This window comes from Candidatus Poribacteria bacterium, from assembly GCA_026702755.1.
Classification (GTDB): domain Bacteria; phylum Poribacteria; class WGA-4E; order WGA-4E; family WGA-3G; genus WGA-3G.
The window spans coordinates 35,450-61,802 of the sequence record JAPPBX010000090.1 but is presented as its reverse complement, the minus strand read 5'-3'; the positions used below and the strand labels follow the sequence as shown (position 1 = coordinate 61,802).

At 46.0% G+C, this 26,353-nt stretch carries 22 protein-coding genes and 1 tRNA gene; 14 read left to right on the top strand and 9 right to left on the bottom strand.

Annotation, left to right across the window (positions count from 1 at the left end; genetic code table 11):
• Positions 1-57: 57 nt before the first annotated feature.
• Both OXH39_17325 and OXH39_17320 read left to right on the top strand, forming a co-directional pair.
• A complete protein-coding gene (locus OXH39_17325) occupies positions 58-867 on the top strand; it encodes a hypothetical protein (GenBank protein MCY3552226.1) in 810 nt (269 codons plus the stop codon).
• Positions 868-1,060: 193 nt separating this feature from the next.
• A complete protein-coding gene (locus OXH39_17320; protein ID MCY3552225.1) occupies positions 1,061-1,906 on the top strand; it encodes a hypothetical protein in 846 nt (281 codons plus the stop codon).
• 104 nt (positions 1,907-2,010) lie between these two features.
• Here OXH39_17320 and OXH39_17315 read toward each other — a convergent pair whose 3' ends face one another.
• Positions 2,011-2,901, bottom strand: a complete 891-nt coding sequence (locus OXH39_17315; GenBank protein MCY3552224.1) for a hypothetical protein — start codon at positions 2,899-2,901, stop codon at positions 2,011-2,013.
• 77 nt (positions 2,902-2,978) lie between these two features.
• Between OXH39_17315 and tenA the strand changes: the two genes are divergently transcribed.
• The gene (tenA, locus tag OXH39_17310; GenBank protein ID MCY3552223.1) at positions 2,979-3,647 is read left to right on the top strand and encodes a thiaminase II; all 669 of its coding nucleotides are present in this window, start codon (positions 2,979-2,981) and stop codon (positions 3,645-3,647) included.
• A gap of 5 nt (positions 3,648-3,652) precedes the next feature.
• Here the strand turns inward: tenA and OXH39_17305 are convergent, their stop codons facing one another.
• Positions 3,653-5,482 carry an ATP-binding protein gene (locus OXH39_17305; protein MCY3552222.1) on the bottom strand — a complete coding sequence of 610 codons (1,830 nt, stop codon included), beginning with the start codon at positions 5,480-5,482 and terminating at the stop codon, positions 3,653-3,655.
• A gap of 388 nt (positions 5,483-5,870) precedes the next feature.
• Between OXH39_17305 and OXH39_17300 the strand changes: the two genes are divergently transcribed.
• Both OXH39_17300 and aroA read left to right on the top strand, forming a co-directional pair.
• Positions 5,871-6,770 (top strand): dihydrodipicolinate synthase family protein, encoded by a 900-nt coding sequence (locus tag OXH39_17300; protein MCY3552221.1) that lies wholly within the window; start codon positions 5,871-5,873, stop codon positions 6,768-6,770.
• Positions 6,767-8,038 carry a 3-phosphoshikimate 1-carboxyvinyltransferase gene (aroA, locus tag OXH39_17295; protein ID MCY3552220.1) on the top strand — a complete coding sequence of 424 codons (1,272 nt, stop codon included), beginning with the start codon at positions 6,767-6,769 and terminating at the stop codon, positions 8,036-8,038. The genes OXH39_17300 and aroA overlap by 4 nt, the downstream gene beginning before the upstream one ends.
• Before the next feature lie 118 nt (positions 8,039-8,156).
• Here the strand turns inward: aroA and OXH39_17290 are convergent, their stop codons facing one another.
• The 6 genes from OXH39_17290 to OXH39_17265 form a co-directional block, all read right to left on the bottom strand.
• Positions 8,157-9,590, bottom strand: coding sequence for a flippase (locus OXH39_17290; protein ID MCY3552219.1), 1,434 nt, complete (start codon positions 9,588-9,590; stop codon positions 8,157-8,159).
• A gap of 106 nt (positions 9,591-9,696) precedes the next feature.
• Positions 9,697-10,377 carry a tRNA (adenosine(37)-N6)-threonylcarbamoyltransferase complex dimerization subunit type 1 TsaB gene (gene tsaB / locus OXH39_17285; protein ID MCY3552218.1) on the bottom strand — a complete coding sequence of 227 codons (681 nt, stop codon included), beginning with the start codon at positions 10,375-10,377 and terminating at the stop codon, positions 9,697-9,699.
• Positions 10,377-11,366 (bottom strand): CfrBI family restriction endonuclease, encoded by a 990-nt coding sequence (locus tag OXH39_17280; protein MCY3552217.1) that lies wholly within the window; start codon positions 11,364-11,366, stop codon positions 10,377-10,379. Before OXH39_17280 ends, tsaB begins: the two co-directional genes overlap by 1 nt.
• Positions 11,363-12,769 (bottom strand): DNA methyltransferase, encoded by a 1,407-nt coding sequence (locus OXH39_17275; GenBank protein ID MCY3552216.1) that lies wholly within the window; start codon positions 12,767-12,769, stop codon positions 11,363-11,365. The genes OXH39_17280 and OXH39_17275 overlap by 4 nt, the downstream gene beginning before the upstream one ends.
• 116 nt (positions 12,770-12,885) lie before the next feature.
• Positions 12,886-13,668, bottom strand: coding sequence for a hypothetical protein (locus OXH39_17270; protein ID MCY3552215.1), 783 nt, complete (start codon positions 13,666-13,668; stop codon positions 12,886-12,888).
• Positions 13,669-13,911: 243 nt separating this feature from the next.
• Entirely contained in the window at positions 13,912-14,748 is an 837-nt protein-coding gene (locus tag OXH39_17265; protein ID MCY3552214.1) for a transglutaminase-like domain-containing protein, read from the bottom strand.
• A gap of 70 nt (positions 14,749-14,818) precedes the next feature.
• Between OXH39_17265 and OXH39_17260 the strand changes: the two genes are divergently transcribed.
• A tRNA-Ala gene (locus tag OXH39_17260) sits at positions 14,819-14,891 on the top strand.
• 5 nt (positions 14,892-14,896) lie between these two features.
• On the opposite strand, the gene OXH39_17255 is transcribed toward OXH39_17260, so the two are convergent.
• Entirely contained in the window at positions 14,897-15,406 is a 510-nt protein-coding gene (locus OXH39_17255) for a hypothetical protein (GenBank protein MCY3552213.1), read from the bottom strand.
• 241 nt (positions 15,407-15,647) lie between these two features.
• Here OXH39_17255 and OXH39_17250 point away from each other — a divergent pair, with 241 nt between their 5' ends.
• The 8 genes from OXH39_17250 (at position 15,648) to OXH39_17215 (ending at position 26,049) form a co-directional block, all read left to right on the top strand.
• Positions 15,648-18,110, top strand: coding sequence for a DEAD/DEAH box helicase (locus OXH39_17250; protein MCY3552212.1), 2,463 nt, complete (start codon positions 15,648-15,650; stop codon positions 18,108-18,110).
• 171 nt (positions 18,111-18,281) lie between these two features.
• Positions 18,282-18,836 carry a GNAT family N-acetyltransferase gene (locus OXH39_17245; GenBank protein MCY3552211.1) on the top strand — a complete coding sequence of 185 codons (555 nt, stop codon included), beginning with the start codon at positions 18,282-18,284 and terminating at the stop codon, positions 18,834-18,836.
• A 110-nt stretch (positions 18,837-18,946) separates the two neighbouring features.
• On the top strand, positions 18,947-19,831 hold the full coding sequence (locus tag OXH39_17240; protein MCY3552210.1) for a HEAT repeat domain-containing protein: 885 nt from the start codon (positions 18,947-18,949) through the stop codon (positions 19,829-19,831).
• 157 nt (positions 19,832-19,988) lie between these two features.
• Positions 19,989-21,434 carry a HEAT repeat domain-containing protein gene (locus OXH39_17235; GenBank protein MCY3552209.1) on the top strand — a complete coding sequence of 482 codons (1,446 nt, stop codon included), beginning with the start codon at positions 19,989-19,991 and terminating at the stop codon, positions 21,432-21,434.
• An 8-nt stretch (positions 21,435-21,442) separates the two neighbouring features.
• A complete protein-coding gene (locus tag OXH39_17230) occupies positions 21,443-22,279 on the top strand; it encodes a metallophosphoesterase (GenBank protein ID MCY3552208.1) in 837 nt (278 codons plus the stop codon).
• Between the two features lie 30 nt (positions 22,280-22,309).
• Positions 22,310-22,669, top strand: a complete 360-nt coding sequence (locus OXH39_17225) for a cupin domain-containing protein (GenBank protein MCY3552207.1) — start codon at positions 22,310-22,312, stop codon at positions 22,667-22,669.
• A gap of 215 nt (positions 22,670-22,884) precedes the next feature.
• Complete coding sequence (locus tag OXH39_17220; GenBank protein MCY3552206.1) at positions 22,885-24,921, top strand: hypothetical protein; 2,037 nt, start codon at positions 22,885-22,887, stop codon at positions 24,919-24,921.
• A gap of 375 nt (positions 24,922-25,296) precedes the next feature.
• Positions 25,297-26,049 (top strand): phosphoribosylanthranilate isomerase, encoded by a 753-nt coding sequence (locus tag OXH39_17215; protein ID MCY3552205.1) that lies wholly within the window; start codon positions 25,297-25,299, stop codon positions 26,047-26,049.
• Positions 26,050-26,353 lie beyond the last annotated feature (304 nt).

Sequence of the window (26,353 nt, the reverse complement as noted above, 5' to 3'; positions counted from 1 at the left end):
GCTGCGTAAATCCTAACTAATTTGATACCGATATTACCTCTGTGAAAGGATCCTTACATGAAACTTTTTACGTCTTTAGTTACCTGCCTTGCTATTACGATCTTTGGTGGGTGTGCAAAATCTCCCCTGAGAACCCGCAGCATCGAATCTGCTACCCTCACTGATATTGTCACCGATGTTGCAAAGCACGGAGCCGGCTCAAAATACAAAGGACAGAAGGTTACAATTACAGCTGCTGGCAGAATTTATCCGAGTGCTGATGGAGATCCTCCAACCTTAGAATTGTTTACGCATCACAATAAAGTACATTTTTTTATCACGGATTCAGACGCTAAGTCTGTGCACAATCACTATTATACAAACTACATGGAAAGTGATCTGGCACATATTCGGAGTTATACAACCTACACCTTCACATCTCATATAAAAGATATTTCCGAAGACACAACTATACACGGAGATCATTTCTTTATCATCCGGTCTGATGTCCCCGAACACACCGGGAAAGCGGATATTGAGGTTATTGACACGACGCTTGAACAGATTGTGGCTGGTGGTCAAAGATATGCTGGCGAAACAGTGCGCCTTCAAGCGACCGTTGCACTTGATAGATTAAATGAGCTGCTGGGCATTCGAGATGATGTGGACCCGGAATTGGTAAAGGTTTATTCAGGGGCAATGACACTTGCCACAAACAGTAGAAATGTGACATTTTGGGTTATAGATGATGTTGCAGCAGACAGTTCCTTTCCTTCAAACCTTCAAAAATACAAGAATCATCAAACATATACGTTCACACTCTACATTGAAAGGATCGTGACAGAGGGAAAACAGGTTGAGATCACTACAGGCATTGCCGACGATTAATGTAGACGAATTATTGACTTGAAAAATTGGGTATAGGATGGTATCATACACCCCATATCGTGCGTTGCGTATCTTGAAGATAAAACAAACTATGAACTAACAAAATCGCATTTTTTCTTTGATATATATCTAAAAATATGTTATACTAATTATATGTTTAGAAATCTGATGTATTTAGAAATCGGAGGATGTTATGGCTGAAGAAAAAAAGGACGAAATGGTACCGGTTACGGCTGAATACGAAGTCGTTGATCAGGTGGACGATCAGGCTATCATTGAATTGATGACTGGACAGACAATTCAGGATTATGTCTATTCCTTTAAACAAGGCGGACGCACCGTTGAGGGATTGACCTTAGCGGGCATTAACGAAGCCGCAAACCGCCGCGGCGGTATCCAGATTGAAGAGATAGATTATGAGGAACGCGAACATTCTTGGATTGCGACTGCCAAAGCTGTTGATACAATCACGGGTTCGTCTCGCTATGGCGCGTATGAACAATCGAAGTTGGCTGGGAACCGTCCCGATCCGTTCGCTTTCACCAAAGCAATTCACAAAGCACAACGTAACGCAATTAAACAGTTAATACCTGTGCCGGTTATCCGTGAGGTGCTGAATTTCTATCTGCACCGAAAAGCAGGGAGCGGTAATGCAACACAACAACCACTGCCACAACAGAGTGATGGAAATATCGCTAACGCACAGAAGGCTGCCTTCGCGATTGCAAACAATCTGGAAGGACCTCTTGGAGAGAAGGGCATTACTAAGGCAGACCTCTGGAATTACATCAAACGTAAATACAGTGTGGAATCCCGGAACGATATGAGTGAAATGCAATGGACCCAACTTTCCGCTGAACTAAAAGCAGCGGAAACAGCACCAAAGTTGCTGGATGAATTGTGCGAGCGAATTAAGCAATTAACGGCAGCTGCACAGGAAAGTGACGTTCCGGCATCTGAGGAATCCGCGAATCAGGAAACTGTACCTTCCAGTGACGGTCAGGCAGAAACCGCACAAACGCAAGACTCCCCCTTTTAGTTTCTACTTTATAAACTAACAACAAACTCCGCTGTTGGCACGGTTTCAGACCACACCAGCAGCGGAGCAATTTTTATGATAATTGAACAATACTCTCAAACTATTTATGAGACGCGCTGTAGATACTCTCGGCTCCGCAAGGCATCCTGTAGCGAATGCGCAGTCGGTGTGTTCTCGAGGAGCAGATCGCCGGTATAGTGCCGTGTTTTCAGATGTTCCGCGATCGCACGGAAGTCAACGAACCCATTGCTCACTTCTGAGAGAACCCCGTCCTCCGTTTTCTGCTTGAAGTGTACCGACGTGAGATCCTCCATTTTAACGGTACCCCAGAATTCGTCCGGTGAATTCACGGTTGTCCTATCAGCGCGATATGTATTCGTCTCGTCGTACGTGAGTTTAGCACCGCCCGCGACTGCTAACTTTAAGGTTAGTGTGGCGGTTTGTCGGGCATTTTCTACGGCGAAAATCATTGGGTAGTCCGGTAAGAGTGCTTTGTAACGCTTTAGGTTCGCAATAGCAGCGGATTCGTCGATGTCTCCTTCGCTGTCGAGATCGACAAGGCGGAGGCGAGGTCGCGTTGGACAGAGTAGATATGCCAGTTTCTTCGCACTAATGATCTGTTGCGTGTCTGCTTCTGTGTCGTTTGGTGCCGAAAGCCAAGGGTGAGACATTGCATAACTCAAGGTGAGTCCAGATGCTTTTTCGGCGAAGCGTGCGCCCTCTTCAAAAAGCGTGGAGTGCTTCGTTTCGTAAGACTGACCGGTCCAGACAGCATCACAGATGGTTTTGAATTCGGCATCGGTATATTCAAGCATTGCAGATTCCAGTTGTTGAACGAGTTCGCCGAATGCAGAATTGCGGAGGTAATCGCCTTCGCGTACTTCCATATCCTTGAACCCGTTTGCGCCGAATTCCACCATCAGTTCATCGAAGCGTGCCCCTTTTTCTACCTCTTGGGACCAGATATTGGTTACAATTCCGAGTTTCTCAAACATTTTGACATCCTTTGCGTCTTAAAGTATGATATATACCTAAGATTATCATATATTTCTAAGGAGTTTTGATAATACCTATGGCAGAAAATAAAAAATTTACCGATGAACTCAGACTCACTGCTGCACCGATTTGGGAAGCCGATCTTAAACACCCGTTTGTTCGCGGTATTGCTGATGGAAGTCTCCCCACGGAGAAGTTCAAGTTCTACCTTATTCAGGATTATCTCTTCCTATTGGACTATAGTCGTGTGTTTGCACACGGTGTTATCAAGGCTCACGATGAAGCCACGATGGCGATGTTTGCGGAGCTTCTCAACGCGACGCTGAATACCGAAATGGATTTGCATCGTGGATATTGCGAGAAATTTGGTATCTCTGCCGCTGAGATGGAAGCCGCACCGATTGCACCTACAACGCATGCTTACACCCGACATCTGCTCAATGTGGCGGAAGTCGGTACTTTGGCGGATCTCGTTGCGGGTGTTTTGCCCTGTCAGTGGGGCTATGCTGAGATCGGTACAACGCTTGCCGGACAAGGTGGCTCACCGGAACCGCTCTATCAGGAGTGGATTGATATGTATGCCTCCCCGGAGTTCCTCTCACTCGGCGAGTGGTTACGCGATCTACTCAACAATCTCGTAGTGGCGTATAGTCCTTCCGAAAAAGAACGGATTAAAAACTACTTCTTGATGAGTAGCCGTTATGAATACCTCTTTTGGGAGATGGCTTACACACAAGAAGCGTGAAAAATTTAGTCTGATAGCGGCACGGCAACATGGAATACGCTCCCTTGCCCTAAAACGCTGTCCAGCCATATCCTCCCGTTATGACGGAGTACAATGTGTTTAGCGATCGCGAGTCCTAAGCCGGTTCCTCCCATTTCCTGCGCGCGTCCTTTGTCCACTCGGTAAAATCGCTCAAACACGCGAGACTGGGATTCCATTGGGATACCGATGCCTGTATCTCTTACGTGCACGATAACTTCTTTCATGCTCATGTTGAGTCCGTCAAATACGTCGCTTAGGTCAGTTTCTGCCGAGACCGTGATGGTGCCGCCATCTGGTGTATATTTAATCGCATTATCAATCAGATTTACAAAAATCTGCATGAAAAGTTGCTGATCTACGTTGACCTCTGGAAGTTCATCAGGAATCTCCCATTTTAAAGCCAGTCCCGATTCCTCTAATAGCGGTTCAAACACGTCTAAGATTGGTTCGTAGAAGGTATTGAGGTGATGCGGCGAGCGTTTCAATTTCACTTCACCTAACTCCAACCGAGAGAGTTCCAACAGGTCCGAAACCAACCTTGAAAGTCGCGTTGAATGATTGAGGATTTTCACAATAAATTGTTCACCCGTCTTCGTCCGAACGGAATCCTCACCGAGTAGCGTTTCGGCGTACCCTCGAATTGTTGTGAGTGGTGTCCGGAGTTCATGTGAGACATTCGCCACAAAATCGGCGCGAATTCGCTCTAATTGCCGTTCCCTGGTGACATCATGGATAACGATAATGTACTCTTGACCGGCAGAGACAGGCACGACCGTGACCTCTACCTCCGGTTCCGTTAGGTTGCCGAGACGGATTTCTGCGAACGCGACGGTTTCTGCCTGTTCTGCCTTCTGCAGCAGTGCTTGGAGTTCAGGAATTCGGTTGATTTCGATCAATGCTTTACCCACATAATCATCCGGCAGCTCCAACATGGAGATAGCCGTCGGGTTGGCATAGGTAATCTCAGATGCCCCGTTCACGAGTAGTACACCTTCGCCCATGTTCGTTAAGATGGTTTCCGAGCGTCGGTGTTCTTCTGAAATTTTGTCGATCTGTTCCTGTAACCTGTCAGCCATTAGGTTGAAATTCTGGGAGAGTTGTCCCAATTCATTCCTTGAATCGACAGGGACGCGTGAGTTTATGTTGCCAGCGGCAAACGATTGGGTCATCTGTGTTAATTTCTCAATCGGTTTTATGATGGCACCGGTGCTAAGAACACTAAACACGATTGCCAGGATAAGTCCTACCACACTCGCAATTAGAACCATCTGTCGGAGATTACCGATGGCTGTATTGACGGCTTCCATCGGGAGCGCGACACGGCAGATGCCAATCAAGGTTCCTTTTTCATTTGACGAATCTTCTGTGTCAGCGTTGCGATATATGGGCATCGCGAAGTAACGAAATTCCGTCTGCGTCGTATCGCTGTACCGATCCCGAATCCCAACCTCGTTTTTAAGAGCCGCTTGGACCTCTGGACGTGCAAGGTGGTTGTCCATCGCTCGTAATGCTTGTCCATCCCGTTCTGTATCACCCCAGACAGTTCCATCCGTCCCGATGAAGGTCACCCGAACTTTTTCGGTCTTTCCGAGTCTATCAACGAGAGGATCTATTGCATCGTAACTAAAGTTAGCCTCGGCGGGGAGTTTGTCGATGAAGAATTCTGTGGTCAGTGCTGCCTGAATTTCCAATTCACTGGTGATTCGCTTGCTCATGGAGTCTTTGAGCATTGTGCCGAGATAGAAATACATGGCGAGCATCACCAAAAGCACAATGCCTATGTACCTGAGGGTCTGTTGTGTACGAATGTTCATTTGTGATACGTCCTTCAGTGCTCGATGCTATTCCCTCGCAACCTAAATACATAGCCGACAATCTATATATAATGGAAGTCAAATTCTGATATAATGATAGCATGTTTTGGCGTAACTGACAAGTGAGGATTTGTAATATTCTGTGAACCTGAAAATCCTTGAATCTTGTAAATCCTGGTTCAGACAATTACGATTTCCGCTTTATGAACCTGCAACTACTAACAACTGAAAACCAAAGACTGAATACCTGTTTAATTACGTATATTTCTTTGACATCTAAATCAAATTCTGCTAAACTGAAATCTTAAGACTGACAGATGTGTAAGGCGTTCCTTACAGGTCCCATAGTAGCGAGAAAGATTACAATTGCTCCTCACAGGAGGTATTCATGAGTATTCAATTCAAAGGCATTTTTACACCGACAGTAACACCGCTTGACGAAAAAGAGCGCGTCAATGAACGCGGGTTCGTCAATCAACTTAACCGACTAATTAACAGCGGTGTTCACGGTATCTATCTACTCGGGAGTTCAGGTGAATTTACGACGTTAACAAACACAGAACGCGAACGTGCAATGGACATCGCTCTCAAAGCAATTGGCGGTCGTGTCCCGGTTATCTGTTGTGTAATGGATACAAGCACCCAACGCGTTATCCAAAACATTGAAATCGCCGAACAGTTTGGTGTTGATGCAGTCGCTGCGACACCGGGCTACTACTATCCCTCCACCGATGATGCGGATCTGATCGAATTTTATCAGACAGTCGCCGCGAGTACGAGACTCCCGGTTTTCATCTATAATATTCCCTCCACCGTTAAAACCTTTATTAAGCCGCAGATCGTCGTCGAACTCGCGGAAACCTGTGAGAATATCGTCGGGGTTAAGGACAGTACCGGTGATTGGACGAACTCCCTCAATCTCATAGCATTGCTGGGTGATAGAACAGATTTCTCTATCTTCCTCGGTTCGCATGTTGCGCTCGGCGCAGCTGTCCTGTTTGGTGCGGACGGTGGTGTTGTCTCAATCGCAAACGTCGCGCCGAAAGAATCGGTCGCGCTCTACAATGCTGCGAAGGCACGTGATATTGATGAAGTCGATCGGTTGCAGAAGTTGTTACTCCGACTCAGCAAAATGTATACGTATGGACAGGGTGTCAGCGGAATGAAGGCGTGTCTCGAAATTTTAGGAGTCTGTAGCGCACAGACGACAAGTCCGTTGCTCCCTGTGAGTGAATCTGCGAAAGCCGAACTTCGACAATTGCTGGCGGACGAGGGTATTACTGAATGATTGAAATACAACCGCTTCTGAAACCGCTCGATGCTACTATAGAGGTACCCGGTTCCAAAAGTTATACGAATCGGGCGTTGTTGGTAGCTGCGATGGCACGCGGTGCTTCAACAGTGACCGGTGCCCTCTTCAGCGATGATACGCGTTATATGTCTGCATCACTACGAAAGCTCGGTGTTGGGATTGAGGCTGATGGGAAGCGGGCAACGTTCAATGTCCACGGAAATGGTGGCAGTATTCCGGTTTCGGGTGCTGAACTCTATATCGGGAACTCAGGCACGACATCACGTTCTCTTACCGCTTATGTTTCACTCGGACATGGAAAATTTGTCATTGATGGCGATGAACCGATGCGACGCGGTCGTCCTATCTCTGATTTACTGGATGCCCTGAGACAAATTGGGATTTCAGCGCGCTCGCAATTTGAGAACGGACATCTCCCTGTCATCGTTGAAGCGAATGGGTTTAAGGGTGGAAAAACTCGACTTGATGTCAGTAAGAGCAGTCAATTCTTAACTGCGTTGCTGCTCATCGCGCCGTGTGCCAGAAACGGTATGGAGATTGAGGTCGTGGGTGCTCGCGAAATGCCCTATATTGACATTACGCTGGCGGTCATGGAGGCGTTTGGTGTTCAGGTTATCAACGAAGACTATAAGTATTTTCGGATTGAAGGCGGACAACAATACCAACCGCGCGTCTATAACATTGAACCCGATGCGTCTAACGCCTCATACTTTTTCGCCGCTGCTGCACTTACCGGTGGACGTGTTACTGTCCAACACCTACACTTGGATTCTGCACAAGGTGACCTTGGATTTGTACATCTCTTAGAACAGATGGGATGTCAGGTCACTACTTCTGATATAGGTATTACTGTTACCGGACCGCGCCAATTGAAAGGGATTAATGTAGATATGAGGACGATTTCAGACACTTCCCTGACCCTCGCAGCGATCGCGCCGTTCGCTGATAGCAAAGTAACCATCCGAAACATTGAACACACACGCTGGCAAGAGACCGATCGGATTCATGCGATGGTGACGGAACTGCGGAAGTTAGGCGTGCCTGTCGTTGAACACCAAGACGGACTCGAAATTTCACCCGCCTCTATTACCCCCGCTGCGATTGATACCTACGAAGACCATCGGATGGCGATGGCGTTCTCGCTTGTCGGCTTAAAAACACCCGGGATTCAGATTAATGATCCTGAGTGCGTCAGCAAGACGTTTCCGAATTATTTTGAAGTGCTTGAAGAGTTGTACGTCTGAGTTTTTTACCGGGGTTGTTTAGAGTAGGATTTTCTGTTTATTTTTTTACAGTTCAGGGTGGGAGATTTTGATGCAACACGGCAAGTCGTGATGGTGAAATGCGGTCCCGTGCCAAGGACTAATCAAACCGAAGTCTCTCTCGGAATTCCCCTAAAATAGTGATTCCTCCGCCGTAGAACAGCACCGCCAACGGAATCAACACCCAAATAGAAAGAAATCCTTTCAATAGTGTCAAACCAATGCCCATTACACCGGAGAGGATTCCTGCTTTCAAAAGAGTGCGGAATATAAGAGGCGTTTCTCGGAACTTGACAATGTTTCTTGAGATGTAGCCGATCCCAAAGATGAGTAGAAATGCCTCACTTATAACCATTGCTATTGCTGCCCCGACGTGGCTGGAACGCGGAATCAGATATAGGTTCAGACAGATGTTCAGGAGTGCGGTTGCACCCATGAGAACCGAGAAAGCACGGCGTTTGTCTGTTGCCCGAAGCACCGACAACACTGCTGTCGTTAGGAAGATGAGTCCTCCTGCCCAACTGAGCCATTGAAGGGCTTTCGCCACTTTATTGAGTTCGTCCAGTGTATAGGTCCGCGGAAGTAACACTGTCGTGATTTCGGGAGACAGTATTGAAAGTCCAACCGCGAGCGGAAGTCCACTCAGTACCATCCATCGCATGCCGAACGTATATGCTCCCGGAAATCTCCCTTTTTCCCTTTCCCACGCACGGGACAGCACGGGGAACATCGCACCCATCATGAACGCTCCTGGCAGAATTGTGAAGGCGGTGGCAATCGTATACGCTAAGCCGTACCACGCATTGGCATCTACCCCGTCTGGACTCAGTTTTGACAGCAGAATCGCATCAACGCGAAAATAGAGCAGATGAAAGAGGTTGCCAATCGCAAACGGCAATGCCTGCTGCATCAGCACCTTTACTGTCTCTTGACTCAGTTTGAACCGGAGTGGTGTAAATCGAAAGCGGGTGAACCCAACGCTCAAGATGAGGTTAATGCAACTCGCTATCAACGTTGCTTGACAGACAGCCACCAGTCCATAGTCAAACAGAATCGCGCCGCCACCGATTAAGAGAAATCCGGCGCGCTCGGCTATTACGGTCAAAGCTTCATATTTCATCTCCTCGTGTGCGCGAAAGACGCATCTGTATAATTGCGCTAAGGAATTCGCAATCTCTGCGAGACCTAAGAAAACTATCATCTCTACGATGATCGGGGTGTAGAGGGATATACCGCTGACAATCATGATGCCATAAGCGATAATAGAAAGGATACAACGCACGATAAGCGCGTTGCCGAGGTAATGTCGAGTCTGTTGTAGATGCAACGTCATCTCTCGGATGAGCGGATTTTGTATGCCGAGTTCTGTCAGGCTTGCCACCAGATTAGTGAGCGCGATTGCAACAAAATAACCGCCGAACTCACTTTCTGAGAAATAACGCGGCATGAGCCAGACTGTTATCACGAGTGAGCCGAGGCGGCCGATAAGGTGCGCACTAAAAAGAGAGGTCGTATTCTTAAAGATACGGTTCATCTAATTGCTATACTTTACCACTCCAATTGTAGAGAAAATCCTTATATGTAGGGTTGTTTCAGTTTACTTTCTTTGTTGATTAATGGATTTTCCGAAACGTTTCAGGTTAGTATAATCCCACTCTAACGTAGTTCGGGACCAAGGTCCAATAGTCATCAATATCGCCATTCTTCAGGTGTTGTGCCCCAAGGTGGGCAATAGTCGCGCCGCGCGGGACGTTGAAAATAGCGTCTACAAAGTGGACTCTCTCGCCAAGCCTTTCTCGGACTGCATCCCCGTAAGTTGCAAGTCCATCGCCAACGAAATTAATAGGACAATTTGAGGGTGCGTATGTATCGAGTTGATCCAGGAAGGCATCAATCGATAAGCAGAGGTCTTCGCTGAGACGTTGCCATTTTGTGTTCGCTTCAAAAATTGCACCATAGATTTCACTCCGTCGTGCATCCAAAAGTGGACAGATAACAGCGTTTGTCCATCGGAGATTATAGGCGATTGCTTCCAGAGTTGATATCCCGACAATCGGTTTATCGAGAGCGTAGCAGAGGGATTTGATCGTCGCCACACCGATACGGATACCGGTGAACGACCCGGGACCAATACCGACAGCACATCCGTCTAAAGCATCTGCAGTGATGTTCCCCCACTTCAAGACACTATCAATAGCGGGCATGAGTCTGGAGGAGTGTGCTTGGACAATATTGAGCGTATGCTCAGCAACTAAGTTTTCACCATCTATTAAGGCGACACTCCCTATGGGAGTTGAGGTGTCAATACCTAAAATTTTCATTAGAATTCAACTAACAATTCCGAGCCAGAGTCATTACTCTGCTCACTTTCAATTAAGACGACCTCTGGAGTTACGGAATCTTGGACATCATCAGATAGGATAACGGGCAAAATTTTATCTAATGTGCTTTGTAAATCTCCTGTAAAAGGTTGGTAAGGAATAGACAAGGTCTTTAAGACCTCTTCAAATCGTTTATATCCATTTTCGGTTTGGAGTTCAACCCAGAGAATACCTTCTGAATCCATTTGTTGTTTATTGGTGTCAGAAAGTTTATTAGCAACGAGAAAACGACTATCTCGCGCATAAACCGCGTCGGCACTTTCAGGATTGCCTTTTCCCATCAACTTCACTTCACCAGGATAATCCTTTCCAGTGTCATCAAACAGGTAAAAATCGGATTCACGTTGTGATTCTGGAAGATTTCTCTGGTCAAAGTATTTTTTCGGTACTTGGAAAAGGGCACAAAGGGCGATCATTAAAGGTTTTTCAACCTGTTTTCCAGTTGTGCTCCACAATCCGCCCCGAAGTGCTGAACGTTTCACCGCGAGTGTATTGATTACGATCAAACTTTCGTTGATGTTCAAGTCAACACTTACATCCCGAAATTTTATTGTGAGTGCTACATCAATACCGCCTTGTTCAGTCAAACTGTTAATGGCATCGTAAAGTGTATCGTAATGTTCTAAGGATGCTTCCAACACAATTTGTTTGCGGGTTGAATTATAGGTATTTGAGATTGTTTTCATGTTCAACCCTGAATGAACAGCAACTTCCTCTTTAGTAAGCGAATCTGAACAAAGTAGTTCCTTTTTGTACCAGTCGGCTGTCACGTTCTGGTTATCCAACTTCGCCCAAGCTATCCGCTTGAAAAAGTCAACAACATATTGCAAAAACTCAGCATCGATCAGAGTCAGAACTTCGGATCGGTAGTCCTGTCCTGCGAGAAGTTTGCGAATGATATTCTTGATGACAATACCGGTAACAGTCATAGATTTTGGTTCCTTTCGGGAAGTCCAGATTTTAATTCGTAGAGCGATAGAGACCGGGGCTTTACATCGGTGAACAAGTTGACATCAAGCAGCTGTTTTGCGCGTTCAACATACTCTACTTCCTTTTCACAAAGAAGAAAATACCTGTCATGCGTCAAGGCAACGTATCCAACAGTCCCACTGCCCCCAAACGGATCAAAGACAAGATCGCCTTTAAACGAATAAAACTGAACGACACGTGTTGCTAATTCAGGAGGAAAGACTGCGGGGTGAACTTTGTCTGTTGCGGGATTAATATGCCATAGGTTCGTTTTTTCATACTCTCCCATAACCTTACTTGCCTCAACCGTTTCATCGTCATATTGCCGAATATTCCAGTCAATCAACTTATCTGTTTTCTTTCGGTATACCATAACGCTTTCGGTGACAGAATTCGCTTTGTAACCGAGGGGCTTACGATGTTGAAAAAAGCCTCCGTTTCTGTTCTTTGCCGCATAGTCCGGTTTCGTCCAAACGATGTCATCAATAAACTCCCACCCTATATCAGTGAGACGCGGGTGCATGTCATAAGGAATGGCGTACCGCTTGCTCGAATGCGCCCGACTAATACGCGGCACAATAACAGGGGACGTGTTAAGCACAAAGAACCGTCCTTCTTTAGTAATGCGGTGCGTCTCTTTGAAAATAGCAGTTAGGAAATCAAGGTATGCTTCATAACTCTGGTAGATCGTGTAATCACGTGCATTGTAATAGGGCGGAGACGTAAAAGTGAGGTGGATTGACTCATCTGGAATTACCTTTAGTGCTTCTTTCACGTCGGCATGGGCGATCACATTCTTGAGAGCATCTGGGCTAGTCGGATGATGAGGATCTTTTCTTGTGTTTTGCTGTCGCGATTTTTTGTCCTCTATCTCATTAACAAGATGTTCTCGGATAAGTTCATTTGGGTGTTCACGTAGCGAATCTAACGCAGTTTGAATTTCAGATTTCTCCTTAAAGTATAGTAGGGCGCGCACAGATTGTAGAATAACTTTCGGATCCTTATCGGTAAGGTAGCGCATCAAAATAGGTATTGCCTTTTCACTTCTCATGCGCCCGATAGCGGAAATCGCCTCGCGGCGGGCAAACGTATTATTTTCATTAGCTGCGAATTGTGAAAGTTCTGTTAAGAATTTTTCATCTTTGAGTTTGCCTACATTTTTTGCTGCGAGCATACGGATTTTTGGGTTTGTATGCGTGAACAAGGGGATGAATAGTTCACCATTAAATCCTGATGGTAACTTACCGAGATTATCAAGTAAAGACAGAAGGGTCGCTTCATCGCGAGTCGGTGCAAGGGCATCCTTAAAAAATGGAGAGTCTATTTTTAATTTTTCATGTTCAATACTGGCTTTGGTTAACATATTTTTGGTAATCACTCCTTAACCACTGTAATAGGTGTTTAATCTTCGTTATGGAAGTCCCGAAGGGTTTTCAAGCCCTTCGGGAAATTTAACACGAAAACGTGCTTTCCAAATATCTACTCCATTTTTACCCTTGCCCAAGTCGTGGCAAGTTTACCAGATGCCTCCACATCAAGCGTGTCTGGCAGCAACTTTTTAATCTCTGCCTGACTGAGAACGGAGGCGTAGATTCGTGAATCTTCGATGTGAGCGTCAAGATCACCGGGACCGCCGCCCAAACCGCCGTGACGCTTGCCCCAAATTGCTTCAGCATCATTATTATCAAAAGTGACAAATTGACCGAATGTGTAATCGCCAATTTCGTCCCCGTTACGATATATTCTCACGCGTGCCGTTCCACCATCATCTTCATACGAGATAGCCATCATAATCAACTCACCCGCCTTCTTTTCCTCAAACCCGGGTTCCGGGTCCTTGGTGCGGTGAAACCATCCGCTACCTGCCATCCAACGATGATGCTGGCGTTCTCCAAAGACAATTGCATCAAATGTGGGATCGGAGAGGCGGTCGATCGTCAATATCGAGCCTTTCTGAACGTCAAGGTCATCCATAATAGCCCACGACACCAACGTCTTTTCTCCGATATCGGGACCGTCATACCCACTGGCGATTGCCCACTTACCGAGATCGACATTCAATTGCCCATCCTTGATCTCAGCACCCATGAGTGTGATGTCGGCAAAGTTACCCGTAAGATCTTCCAGTTCAACGCCTTTCTCAAATGTCCAGTGTCCAACAAGTGTGTCTGCCTTTTCCGCCTGTCCGAACACCGGTATTGATACGTTGAGCAGGAGCAGCACCGAGCACATCCAGGTGCAATAGTGTTTCAGGTCCTTCATGATTATCTCCTCCATTGTTAATTTGGGTTGAGATTTTTCCAAAGACCGCTGAAATTCAAATACAGTGTTTGCCTCTATCGATCTTGCGGACTGCCACGGATTTGGAAACAGTAATTTGCCTCACAGCGTGCATCCGCTAACAATTATAATATCCGGACTCAGTGCATAACGTCCGGGAAAAAGCGTCGTATTTTTGGGAATATCTATTTTTCTATGGGCGGTAATGCGTGTGTCGTCCCAATCTTAATTCAAACACGACAGCAATTTTTCGAGATGTTGTATGTTTCGTTCCACTGCTGTGGCATCCGGTGGTGTTTCTGCAAGTTGAAGGTACTTCTCAAAGGCAGTGATACCCTCACTATATGCGTGATTTTTGTAGTATAGATAACCGAGCAGGCGGTAATCGGCTGCGACGTTCGGCAGCAACCAAGTGATGCGTTCAGTCGCGGTAAGTGCTTTGTCATAGTTCTCAAGGAGTGTATAGGCACGCGTTAGGTTCCGCAGAATGCGTGCTAAAATTTCCTTGTCCGTTGCTTCGGCTAACATATTCGGTGCTAATACCACCACTTCGTCGAAATTTGATTGGAGTTTTGCCCGAAGCGTATCCTCAGTCATGAATGCCCCATTTTCAAACACGTCAAGCAGAATATCCAAATGTTCAGACTGGTATTTCACAAGGAAATGCCCTGGGAAATTGACACCGACGAGAGGCAAACCCGCGCGCCTACCCACTTCGATATAGACAACGCCCAGCGTAATCGGAATACCCATCTTTTTGTCGATGACAAAGTTCAGAAAATTGTTACCTAAGGCGTAATAGTTATCGGTATTTCCTGTGAACCCTTTCTCTTCAAAGAGGTAACGGTTCAGTTCGGCGATGTGTTGCTCGGGCAGCGTTACCCCTTGAATCCGTTCTCGGACGACCTCTGCCATCTCATCCAGTTGGTCGAGGTAGCTGCCAATATTAAGTTCACAATACTCGCTTTGCGCAATAAGCAAGGCACCTGTTGCGAGTTGTGTTTCGCCGGTATCAAGGTTCGCGAAGGAGAAAAATAGGTCTGTTTGCGATTTTTTTGTCATTTTTCCAAAAAAAATATATTTTTCTTGCATTCCCGAAAAATATATTGTATAATTAAGACAATCTTTATGTGGGGGATTAGCTCAGCTGGGAGAGCGCTTGCATGGCATGCAAGAGGTCACCAGTTCAAGTCTGGTATCCTCCACTTTTTTATTTTGTCCGCTGCTCCGAAGACGGCGTAGGTGTTTCGTCTTTCTTCTTTCCAGTTTGCGCCTTCATTGTTCTGCGAGGGACGCCGTTATCCAGCACACCTAAAAGTGTTAGATGGAGTTGTGCCTGTGTCGGCAAAGTCTGAATTAACCCTTCCTCAATCCCATCAATTTGTTCCTGTATTTCCTTCCGTTTCGCTCGAAATTTGTCCAAAGTTTCTTGGATCTCCGCGTCTTCAGCAAGTGAATCCTTTGCAAATCGATTTAGGGTTTTCAAGTCGTCAACCGCTTGAATATACTTTTGTCGTTTCAGGTCCCACAGTGCTTTCAGTTGTGTTTGCTGTGCTTCTGTTACGCCGAGGTCTTCAAGGGTTTGCTCCTGTTTGTTTTCACTGCCATTCTTTTGTGCCCATGCGATGATGCCACAAAGCAAAACGCATATCAGGATACCTACGATGTATTTTATCCGGATATGTCGGTACTGGTTTTGTGTCCCTTTAACTGCTTGCATAAGTACTCACCCCTAACTTTGGTATGGAACGTGGTTGGATACTCTTATATCATGGTAACATGTAAATCGGACAGATGTCAAGTTTAAACGGCGCGCAGAGGTCATAATAAACATTGAGTACGAGGGTGCCTTGAAAAAATCACTTGACAAAAAATAACGCGTCTATTACAATTATCTCTAACAGTACGCCTCAAGTGACGACACGTTACGCGAAGGAGGTTGGAGTGCAAGGGAGGGTTGAATGCTTTACAAGGGCTTAAAATTGGATCCGTTTCAGGAGGAAGCGATAGACGCGATTAACCGGGATACCTCGGTGATCGTCACCGCGCCGACAGGGGCAGGTAAAACTGTCATTGCTGAGTACGCTGTCGAAAAGTGTATTCGGGAGGACCACCGCGTTATCTATACCGCCCCGATCAAAGCCTTGAGTAACCAAAAGTATAGGGACTTTTACGCCGAATACGGCGAGAAGATTGGTATTGTCACAGGTGATGTTGTACTCAATCCGTATGCCCAAGTCCTGTTGATGACGACGGAGATTTTTAGGAATACCATCTTTGACAACATTGAAAAACTACAAGATGTCTCTTACGTTATCTTTGACGAAATCCATTATATTAATGATATTGAGCGCGGCACTGTTTGGGAAGAGAGTCTCATCTTCGCACCTCAGCACATCAAATTTGTTTGTCTGAGTGCCACGATTCCCAACATTAATCCATTCGCAGAGTGGATGCAGAGCGTGCGAGATATTGACATTGAGGTCGTTGAGGAATTGAAACGTCCGGTCCCGTTGGAGCATCATCTCTATTTTAAAGATTACGGTGTCGGTAGTGTGGCGCATATCGCTGCGCTTCGCAATATATCGAAACGCGATGCGCGTAAACGGAAACCCAAATCGCCTGATGATAACACAAATAAGGCACTCCCCGCTGACTTTACAGAAACAAGGCTTATTCCGCATCTGCGCCGAAAAAAGCAGCTCCCCTGCCTCTATTTCTGCTTTAGCCGCAAAGGTTGTGAAGAGAACGCTACGTCATTAGTATACGGAACGCAGCTACAGCTGCTTGATGAAAAACAAAAAACACAAATTTTGAGGCAGTTTGATGAACTGTGTCACCAATTTGATATTGTTGAAGAAAAGAAGATTACCGAATTTCGTAGGTTAGTTAGCTGCGGGATTGCTTATCACCACGCTGGCATGCTACCGACGCTTAAAGAGGTTGTTGAAAGGTTGTTTACTTCTGGATTGATTCAGCTCCTCTTTACCACGGAAACTTTCGCTGTCGGTATTAATATGCCAGCCTGCTCAGTGGTTTTTGACAGCCTCGAAAAATTTGATGGCATCGGATTTCGATACCTCAAGACCCGCGAATATCACCAGATGGCAGGACGTGCTGGCAGGCGTGGTATTGACACCATCGGCTATGTCTATGCCCAAATTGAACCCGCGTATGTCGATTCAAGCGAGGTTCGAGATGTTGTTTCTGAGAAGATAGAACCTATAGAGAGTCAGTTTAATCTTTCCTATTCGAGTATTCTCAATCTTTATGAAAAATATGGTGATGACATTTACGATGTCTATACGATGAGTTTGAATAATCATCAAAACCGGACGCGCGTCACTAACCTCAATAATCAAATTGAGGCGAAAGCGGAGAAACTTGAGACACTACCTAAACCTGAATGTATTCACGAAGGTATTGATGGAACCGAACAAATCCAAAAGCATTATCGTGATAAGCGGAATCGTGAAAAAAGTATTCAGCGTTTCCATGTAGAGAAAGAACAGGTCAAATCAGAAACGCGGAAGAAAAAGAAGCAAAAAGAACGCGTTAAAAGATTGAATGCTATTCACAAAAAGATTATACTTCTTCAAAGGGAGGCCGAGCAGAGTCTTTGTCACGGATGTGAACACTTACACACATGCACTGGAAGATACCAAACCATTCGCAACACGGAAGAGCAAATTCAGAAACTCAAAAAAAGGACGACACGAATTGAGAATGTCCCAAGGCGGCAGATAGCAGCACGTCTTAAGGTGCTTGAAGAGCTCGGCTACATTGAAGCACAAACGCTTCTACCACGCGGGAGTACTGCAGCTCATATCTACGGGTATGAGATCCCGTTGACCCAACTCCTATTCAGCGGTTTTTTTGAACGGCTCACGGAGGACGAAATTAACTGTCTCATGGTGGCGATTGTCTCCGAACCGCGTAAAGATGGATATTTTAAACCTCTTAAGGGTGATCGCTTCTTGGATATCCTCTCTGAGGTGAGTTCCGAAATTTCAGTAATCCAGTATTTAGAGGGTCAGCACAATGTAACGGAAGGCACGCCTATGTTAGAACTTCGACTTTGTACGGCGATGCTCGCCTGGAGTCGTGGTTGTGACTTTGATACGCTCGAAAACTATGCCCGTTTAGATGCCGGTGATTTCGTCCGCACCTTTCGACTCGTCATTGATCAACTCCGTCAGATTCGCCGTGCTATGGCTGGCCACGCGACTCTTGTTGATAAACTTAACCGATGTATTGCCAAGATTAACAGGGACGTTGTGGATGCGGAACGGCAATTGCGTATTGCGCAAGAGGAACTTGATGGAACGACAGAAGAAGATGTTGTCAATATTGAACACCCCCCGCTTGTTGCGCTTGAGAATTCCGATGATGTTGAAGCGGAGGATCGAACTTCACTTTCTTAGGAAGTTACTTTTAGATCGTAACGCTCTGAAAATTGCTTGTAATGTGGAATAAATTATATTACAATCGTGTAATAAATGGGTGTAAATACTGGCTATCCAGACGCAGTACTATTCAGTGTGCGAAGATACCAACACCCCTCGGTAAGTTAAAAAAATAAAGGAGAACCATATATGGCAAATCAAGACTTTGACTTAGCCGGTGCCCTCAAGGTACGTCCGGCTGAAGAAGATGATGCGGCACATTTACACGCGTATTGTTTCCCTGAAAAAACCAAAGCGGAAGTTACAGAAGAACTGCAAGCCGACTTGGAAGCGGATAGTGGAACACATCGACTCGTTGCGGAAGCCAGTGGATACCCGATTGGACAGATTACCGTGAAGCGGAATGCAGCCGATCCCGACAGCGCAGAAGTCGGAAACCTCGCAGTGTCCGGTCCCTTCCGACAGTTAGGGGTAGCAGATCATCTTATGAAAGCCGCTGAAGATACCGCTGCTGGAGATGGCGCGAAAACCCTTGAAATTGAACTTCCGTCCTCAGAAACAAATGTCATCCAGCGATATAAAGACTGGGGATTTTCTGAAAAACCGCTTGTTATCCTTCAGAAAGCACTTGGTGATTCTGAAGAAGAAGAGGAAGAGGAAGAAGTAGAAGTAGAAGAGGCAAGCGCAGAGGAGAATGAAGCTGCTGAGACGGGCGCAGAACAGCAGGAACTCCTTGGCACCTAACGGCACGTAGGTCCTGTTCAATCTAATTTGGTATCGGAGTGAACCGTCCCAACAATGCTTCTGTGGAGCGGTTCGTTCCTACCATGCATGACCGCGTAGGAGAATGAACTATGAAAAAAATCTGGCTTGCTCTCACACTTGTCCTCTTTGTTGTGGGGTGCGGCACCCAGAACGAGAACCTCGCGAAGGGAAAAGAATTAATTAAATCGGATAAGCGCCGCAAAGAGGAACGCGCTGTCCGAGAATTTAAACTCGCACTCCAGCAACCGACTGACAATGCCGAGGCACACTATCTGCTCGGGTTTTACAACTCTCAGGAATTCTACGAACCTGACACCACGGATTGGCAGGAAGCATCAATTGCTGCGCGCGGCGAGCAAATGTTCCTCGCGTATCAAGCGGAACAGGGTAAATATCTTGAAAGACTCGTTTTTGAGACACTCCGCGATGACGATCTTGATGTCCAAAATGCGGCACTTGACGCGCTAAAACAGATCTATAAGAAAGGCGACCGGAAACGGCTCCTCAACCAGCTCCAAAAGGCACTTAAGTCCAAAGACAATCGCGATAGGCATAATGCGCATTGGGTTTTGGGGCACCTCGGTAAGGATGACCCGGGAACAGTTGTTCCTATTTTGGTAAAACTTTTGGATCATGGGAGAATGGAAACTCGTTTGAATGTTGTCAAAGCACTCGGAGAAGCCGGAAGCGAAGAGGCTATTCCAGCACTCGCTGCACTGATTGAGTCCGGTTCTGCGAAATGGGAACGTGACCGGGAAGAACCTGAGGTTCGGCAACTCGCTGTGGAAGCACTCGGAAAAATTGGAGGTGCTGCTGTTCCTGAGTTAGTCAAGATTGTACAGAACAAGGGTTCATCGCTGCGTGTTGATGCCATCCGCGCTTTGGCTATACTCGGTGACGAAAAAGTTGTGGAACCCCTCTTAGATGCTTTGAAGGAACAGAGCAGTCGAGAGGTCGTCATTCCTCTTAATTGAACTGCGATCCGTTCGCGCTGCTTACAAGCCGAAAACTTATTCAGGATTTACGCACACTCCTTTGCTGGCGAGGTTTGTAACCTCGCCAACGGCGCATAATGTGTAGGTCTCATGAGAAAATTGCGTAAGTCCTATGATTAAATGAAAAGGATTCTGTATGCTAAAAAAAATAACGCGGTTTAGCAGACCCCACTGTTACGTGTCTATTGTGTTGCTTTTCGTACTGATACTCGGACTCGGATGTGACAATCAGTATCACGATGACCGCCTGAAGATGCAGGTGCAGCAATTGGACAGCGACCTCAAAAACCGCTGGTCGACAAGCGGTGTCGTTGTTTTAAATACCACACCCAATGGACCGGCACATAAAGCGCAACTTGGGACAGGCGAACTTATCTCTTATGTCATTGCTGAGTATCCAGTCCGAAGTGCCGGGGACTTTAAAAGTGCCATGAAGAAGGCACTTGATGAGGATAATAACCTTATTCTCTATTTGAAAGACAAGCCGCCGCTCCGTATCGCTCTCCGAAGACAGGGAGATAAGGTCGGACTGAATGTTGAAGGAAACGGCACCGTGCGCGTCAAAGAGATTCAGCACGGCACCCCCGCAGCAAATACTGATATTCAGGTAGGAGACATTGTTGAGAAGATTGTTGATGAGCGCAAAATTTACAGCATTGATGACTACAAGAAGGTACTCGGAAAACTCTCTGAAAAGCAGGTTACCTTCCGAACCTCTGAATTGATAGGTGTGAAGATTGCCGCTGTGACCGCACTTGGCGATTTAGGCGATATCCGGGCAATTGAGCCTCTCGTGGACCTCTTCAAGAGTAGCCCGGAATTCTCACTCCGAAAGGCGTCAATTAGTAGTCTTCAGCGTCTTGTGGAATTGAGCGTTCTAAACGAGCTTTTCCAGCAGTTCCAGAGTGCCAATGTGGATCAGCTCCCAACCGATGGTCTTCAACCGCAGCAGTTGGAATCCGCTGCGATTCTCGGTTTGCTTACTGTAGACAGAATCGAGAATACTGCTACCCTCAAAGCCCCCTTCGGGACGCAATTCAGACACAGATCCGAAAGGCTCTATGAGAAGATTAACGAGGGGCAACTCGCTGAACTTGCTCAGGAATATATCCAGATTTCGGTGGAACCGGAACAGGAAATTCGACGTGCCTGCCTTTCAATACTCGGAATTCTTAAACCTGTTTCTGCTATTGATGCCCTTATCGCTGTTCTTGAAAACCCAGCAGAAATACCCGGTATTCGCTTCCAAGCAGGGTTGGCACTCAGCCAGATCGGTCAGCCCGCTGTTGACGCGCTCATCGCCGCATTTGAAAAAGGGAATGCAAGCACGAAGGATATCGCTGCTTCAGCACTTGGCGGCATCGGTGGAGCGAAGGCGCGAGATCGGTTGATTAATGCACTGGAACATAACAGTGAACCCGCTATTCAACTCACGCTTGTTGATGCTATTGCCAAAATTGGCGATGTGCCTTCAATCCAAGCATTGGAGCGTCAACGCCAACAGTATCAGCAAGATGATGACAGTGGGATACGCATCTTTTTAGACGAGGTTTTCAAAAGCTTGGACAACGGATCGATGTAAGTGGTTGAATGAAAGTTGGACTCGTTTCAGACCTGCACACAGATGTTACGTCCTTGAACAAGCAGCTCGTGCCACATCTCATTGATGCTGTGAGGGCAGCAGAACTTGACGTTTTCGTACTGGCAGGCGATCTCGCACGGCACTTAGTCCAACTTTCTGAAACGCTCAATGCCTTTCAACTCGCAGATCTGGCGTGTGAGAAATTGTTCGTTCCGGGTAACCACGACATCTGGGCAATTGAGACACCTAATGTCACAAGCGAACAGAAATGCAGTATCATTTCAGAACTCTGCCGTGAGTGCGGTTTTCATCCACTCATGGATGTACCCTTCATCAAGGAGAGGGTAGGTTTCTGTGGGACTATCGGTTGGTACGATTATAGTTTCGCACCAGAAGATTATGACTTTTCCGATGCACAGTATGCGGAAAAAGAGTTGATGGGCGCAGTTTGGAACGATAAGCGATACGCCAAGTGGGCAGACACCGACCTTGCTATTGCTCGGCGTTTTGAAGCGGAGCTTGAGACGCAAATCGCTGCTATTCGGGACGATGTATCACGTATAATTGTGGTCACACATCACGTCCCGTTTCGAGAGTGTATCCGATACCGCGGCGAATTACCGTGGGATTTCTTTCGTGCGTTTATGGGTAGCAAACATCTCGGTACACAGTGCTTGCAGGAGCCGCTTGTCACACATGCTCTCTTCGGACATACGCATCGGGCACTGGATATACAAGTTCGCAGTGTCCGGGCTATTTCCGCTCCTATCGGTTATCTACACGAAGAACCTACCATGGGATTGCAGGCGTATGCAGCACAATGTTTGACTTGTTTTCAAGTATAATTGAATTCGGAAAATAGAAAGGAAACAACTATGGAAGTAACCTTAACCAATAGTAACGATGCCGGTGCTCTTGAATTTCCGTGGGGCGCGATTAAATGGCTCTGTAACGATCAGATTGACCCAGAGGCTGAAATGACATTCGGAGTCGTCTACATTAACGCCGGTGAAGGCAATCCTACCCACTACCACCCTAACTGTGAAGAGCTTATCTATGTCCTCTCTGGTGAATGCGACCACAAATTAGGAGATGAGGTTATCCCGCTCAGACCAGGAATGATGTTGCGTATTCCGCGTAATGTCAAACATAACGCCGTCAACACCGGCTGGCAACCTGTAACCATGATTATCTGTTATTCGGATGCCGACCGACAAACTGTCTTTGAAGAGTAAAATGATGATGGAAGACTAAACCTCCGTACCTCGGACTGCTAATAGGATTATTGCACAGATGGCCAAAAAATCACAATATAGTGTAAAAATCTGTGGTATTACAACATTACCATACTTTCTTTTTAACACTGATGTGTCGAAATAGATACGATTTCGACACATAATTGCAAAATTCAGTTGATACTGGTTTTTTTATATCTAAACGGAGGAATTCTATGCGAGACTGGCCTGAACCAGATCAGGATGCTTGGCTTGCTTATCTTGACCATTTTGGTGAACCTGATGATAATTACTATCAACGGCTTGAAGAAGCTTTCTATGAAGAAGAAGCCAAAATTAGTGCAAACCCTGATGTTAGAGTTGATGAAGTTGATGAAGATGAAGCTTATTATGCTCCGTGCGCTGATGAACCTTATTGCCCGAGTTGTGGGGTTAATAATTGTTCTTGCCATTATGAGTTAACCGAGGCGCAGGAAGCTGCAGCCCAAGCCGATTACGAAAACGAATTAGCCATGGGAGCAGCTTTAGCCGCAGCCGAAGAATTCCACAAAGAAGCCCAAACCAGCGCAAATGCTGCAACCGCTATAGCATCAAGCAAAGCTATCTTGGCAGCAGCTAAAGCCAAGGCTGCTTTAAGTGAAGTACGAGCTGCCTTAGTCTTGGACAAATCTACAGTTGATGCGCCGGCTAAAGTCAAAGTCAAAGAAGAAACTAAATCCTCCTTAGCCGATGTAGAAGAAGCTATATCTAAAGCCCATGCTACCTTGGTAGCAGCTGAAGAAGCCAAATCCACTTTAGTTGATGCTGTAGATGCTTTGGTCCAATTTCACCTCCTGCGCTATGACGAAGAGGATCATGACCTAATTGAAGTAAAAACCGCGTTAATCCAAGTTAAAGTTGTCTTAGCAGATGCGAAAATTGACTTAACCAAAGCCAAAGCCACCTTAGCTGATGTGGAGGCGAAAGACGCCATAGTCAATGCAGAAGTAAAAACCGAAATCAAGAATGCCTTAACCTTAACAGAAGCCGATGTGACGAAAGCTAGAATTGATATAGGAGCTAGAACCAAAACAGAAACCAAAGTTGAAGTTTCGGCAGAACAGATGAAAAATCAAGGGATTGAGGCACACGACATCTCAAACGAAATAGGAGCAATAGCGGCTATGTACGAAGCTATCATGAATATTGAAGGACGCGCACCTGAAATTGTGGAGGAAAGGGACCATATTATGAATACTGAAGTATCTACATTAGCCAATACCAAATTAGAACAAGACTCAATTTTGGGGATATTCGAGAAATTCCAATTCCGATCTGAATCGGAAACCAAAACTTATAAAACCTTAGCTGAAGCTAAAACAGTCTTAGCCGAAGTTGGAGACAAGGACAATGCCTCAAGCGTAGGTTTAACTTTTGCAGTCTTAACCGAAACTGAGGCAGAAACATTAGCCAAGGTTTCTTTAACCAAAGCTAATGCCGAAACTATGGTTTTAGCGGAAGCTCTAGCGTTAATCTTAGCCGAAGTTACCTCAACCAAAGCCGAGAAGCACTTAGCCAAACTCACCAATGAATTAAGTTGCCCTATATCAGTCCTTAAGGAATGCCGCGAAAAATCATTCCGAATTTTTGCTAAAGAAGCCAGAGCATTGTCAGCAGCCGAAGAGGCTGAATCTGCCTTAGCTGCAGCCGAAGAAGCTAGAGATGCTTTAACGGCAGCTATAAATGCCTTAGACGATGCCAAAATCAAAGTTAGCACCTTAACTGTAGATTTAACGTTCACAGTCTTAACTGAAACTGAAGCACTGATAGCAGCCGAAGCAGCTAAAGTTAAGGCATTAACCGAGGCTGAGACTGCTTTAGTTGAAGCTGCCCAAGCGAAAGCAAAAATGGACTTAACTGAAGCCATTGAAACGGAAACTAATGCCAAAACTGTTGCCGTCAAAGCCTTAGTTGAAGCTGCCGAAACTCAGACCAAAGCGGACTTAGCCGAAGTCCAAGCTTACTTAGTTAAGGCATTAGCCTCGGCTAGTAAAATTGAACCCAAAATTGGTGAGCACTTCACAAATGCTTGCTGCGATCAAATCGCTGAAGTGAAATCTTTATCTAACGTCCTAACTGAGGTGTTGGCGAAAGCATATACTACGGAATCTATCTTAGACGGTGCAAGTCTAGCCAATGCGATCTTGACTGGATCCAAGGTTAAAATTGATGAAGTTCTGGCCAATGCCAAAGATGCCTATGCAGAATCTTAGTTTAACTTTTCGAGATTTTCTAGTAAAAAAGACAACGGCCAACATCTTAATTAAAGTAAATTAACTGGGATTTTTCATAATTGTTCCGAACCTAATAATCATCAACGCAAACCACCTATACTTACATGAAAATGCGGAGGCCCTCTGAAGATTTTCGACGTAGTTTCAGTAGGAATTTCTCTCCTCATTGGCAGTCTAATACCGTTTTGAGGCGAAAATCAGGAGTATCTCTGAAATAAAAGAGACTTTTCAATTCGCATTTTCATAAGGATATATTCAGAGTTCGTTGATGGATACTGACTTCTCAGACGTTTTGAGAAATGTCAGATTAACTAAAACCTAAAATAAAGTCTGCTCTCAAAAAGGAATTCCAAAATGAATAAACAAAAGAAAGCACAATCTTTACCTAAAACTCTGCGTAAGCAAATCATTAAATCTAATACTCAAGAATCCCCCTGCAGTGTTAAAATCTGTGGCATTACCTCTATCCATGATGCTCAACTTGCTGCTAATGCAGGTGCGGACTACATTGGTGTGTTAGTTGATGTTGCCGTATCTGAACGGACACGTTCTACCGCCGAAGCGTCCGAAATTGCGAGTGCAAGCCCCATTCCAGCCGTACTTCTGCTATACAATCGCTCGACATCTGACATCCAAGAAGTGGTGTCGCAAACGCACCCGTTTGCTGTTCAACTCCTTGGACAGGAATCACCACAACAGGTTGAAGCACTGAAGCGCACCGTAGCGTGTCAGCTCTGGAAATCGGTCTACCTACCTGCCGGAAGCCCTGAAAATGTGGATGTGCCTGCAGTCCAGGACGAGATGAAGGCGTATCGTGATGCCGGTGCGGATTTTCTCTTGTTTGATAGTGTGGATATGAGTCTTGAGAAACCGAGATACGGTGGCACAGGAAAAACCTGCGATTGGAATGTTGCCGCCGAGCTTATCACAGACAGTCCGCTGCCTGTATTCTTTGCAGGCGGAATCCGTCCGGAAAATGTCAGGGCTGCTATTGAAACAATCCGTCCGCAAGGTATCGATCTCTGTTCCGGTGTTGAGGCATCGAAAGGTATCAAAGATCCGAGTAAACTGAAACGCCTTATGGAACAAATTGAGCAAGCTGGTTGAAAAATAGCTGTCAGTAATCAGGCTTCGGTTAAGAGGTTTTTCGGTAACACGCCACAGCACTTTGGAATATTCCACACTGGCTGGGATTGATTGTTACAAACTCGCCTCTTAACTCTCACTGTGAGGCAAACCGATAACCAACAACCATTAACAAGGAGATTAGCGTCAATAACCCCAAGCTAAAGCATGGGGGAACCTGTGAATATCCGTAGCCACACGGGGACCCACAGGTTAAACGATTGACTACAGTAAAATATCGCGGTATCTTGGTGTGGCAGCCAGCACGACGTTTCGGATGCTCCCC

Excerpts from the sequence above, each read along its gene's own strand:
- OXH39_17325 (MCY3552226.1), top strand. The coding sequence starts at position 58 with ATGAAACTTTTTACGTCTTTAGTTACCTGCCTTGCTATTACGATCTTT.
- OXH39_17320 (MCY3552225.1), top strand. The coding sequence starts at position 1,061 with ATGGCTGAAGAAAAAAAGGACGAAATGGTACCGGTTACGGCTGAATAC.
- OXH39_17315 (MCY3552224.1), bottom strand. The coding sequence starts at position 2,901 with ATGTTTGAGAAACTCGGAATTGTAACCAATATCTGGTCCCAAGAGGTA.
- tenA (MCY3552223.1), top strand. The coding sequence starts at position 2,979 with ATGGCAGAAAATAAAAAATTTACCGATGAACTCAGACTCACTGCTGCA.
- OXH39_17305 (MCY3552222.1), bottom strand. The coding sequence starts at position 5,482 with ATGAACATTCGTACACAACAGACCCTCAGGTACATAGGCATTGTGCTT.
- OXH39_17300 (MCY3552221.1), top strand. The coding sequence starts at position 5,871 with ATGAGTATTCAATTCAAAGGCATTTTTACACCGACAGTAACACCGCTT.
- aroA (MCY3552220.1), top strand. The coding sequence starts at position 6,767 with ATGATTGAAATACAACCGCTTCTGAAACCGCTCGATGCTACTATAGAG.
- OXH39_17290 (MCY3552219.1), bottom strand. The coding sequence starts at position 9,590 with ATGAACCGTATCTTTAAGAATACGACCTCTCTTTTTAGTGCGCACCTT.
- tsaB (MCY3552218.1), bottom strand. The coding sequence starts at position 10,377 with ATGAAAATTTTAGGTATTGACACCTCAACTCCCATAGGGAGTGTCGCC.
- OXH39_17280 (MCY3552217.1), bottom strand. The coding sequence starts at position 11,366 with ATGACTGTTACCGGTATTGTCATCAAGAATATCATTCGCAAACTTCTC.
- OXH39_17275 (MCY3552216.1), bottom strand. The coding sequence starts at position 12,769 with ATGTTAACCAAAGCCAGTATTGAACATGAAAAATTAAAAATAGACTCT.
- OXH39_17270 (MCY3552215.1), bottom strand. The coding sequence starts at position 13,668 with ATGAAGGACCTGAAACACTATTGCACCTGGATGTGCTCGGTGCTGCTC.
- OXH39_17265 (MCY3552214.1), bottom strand. The coding sequence starts at position 14,748 with ATGACAAAAAAATCGCAAACAGACCTATTTTTCTCCTTCGCGAACCTT.
- OXH39_17255 (MCY3552213.1), bottom strand. The coding sequence starts at position 15,406 with ATGCAAGCAGTTAAAGGGACACAAAACCAGTACCGACATATCCGGATA.
- OXH39_17250 (MCY3552212.1), top strand. The coding sequence starts at position 15,648 with ATGCTTTACAAGGGCTTAAAATTGGATCCGTTTCAGGAGGAAGCGATA.
- OXH39_17245 (MCY3552211.1), top strand. The coding sequence starts at position 18,282 with ATGGCAAATCAAGACTTTGACTTAGCCGGTGCCCTCAAGGTACGTCCG.
- OXH39_17240 (MCY3552210.1), top strand. The coding sequence starts at position 18,947 with ATGAAAAAAATCTGGCTTGCTCTCACACTTGTCCTCTTTGTTGTGGGG.
- OXH39_17235 (MCY3552209.1), top strand. The coding sequence starts at position 19,989 with ATGCTAAAAAAAATAACGCGGTTTAGCAGACCCCACTGTTACGTGTCT.
- OXH39_17230 (MCY3552208.1), top strand. The coding sequence starts at position 21,443 with ATGAAAGTTGGACTCGTTTCAGACCTGCACACAGATGTTACGTCCTTG.
- OXH39_17225 (MCY3552207.1), top strand. The coding sequence starts at position 22,310 with ATGGAAGTAACCTTAACCAATAGTAACGATGCCGGTGCTCTTGAATTT.
- OXH39_17220 (MCY3552206.1), top strand. The coding sequence starts at position 22,885 with ATGCGAGACTGGCCTGAACCAGATCAGGATGCTTGGCTTGCTTATCTT.
- OXH39_17215 (MCY3552205.1), top strand. The coding sequence starts at position 25,297 with ATGAATAAACAAAAGAAAGCACAATCTTTACCTAAAACTCTGCGTAAG.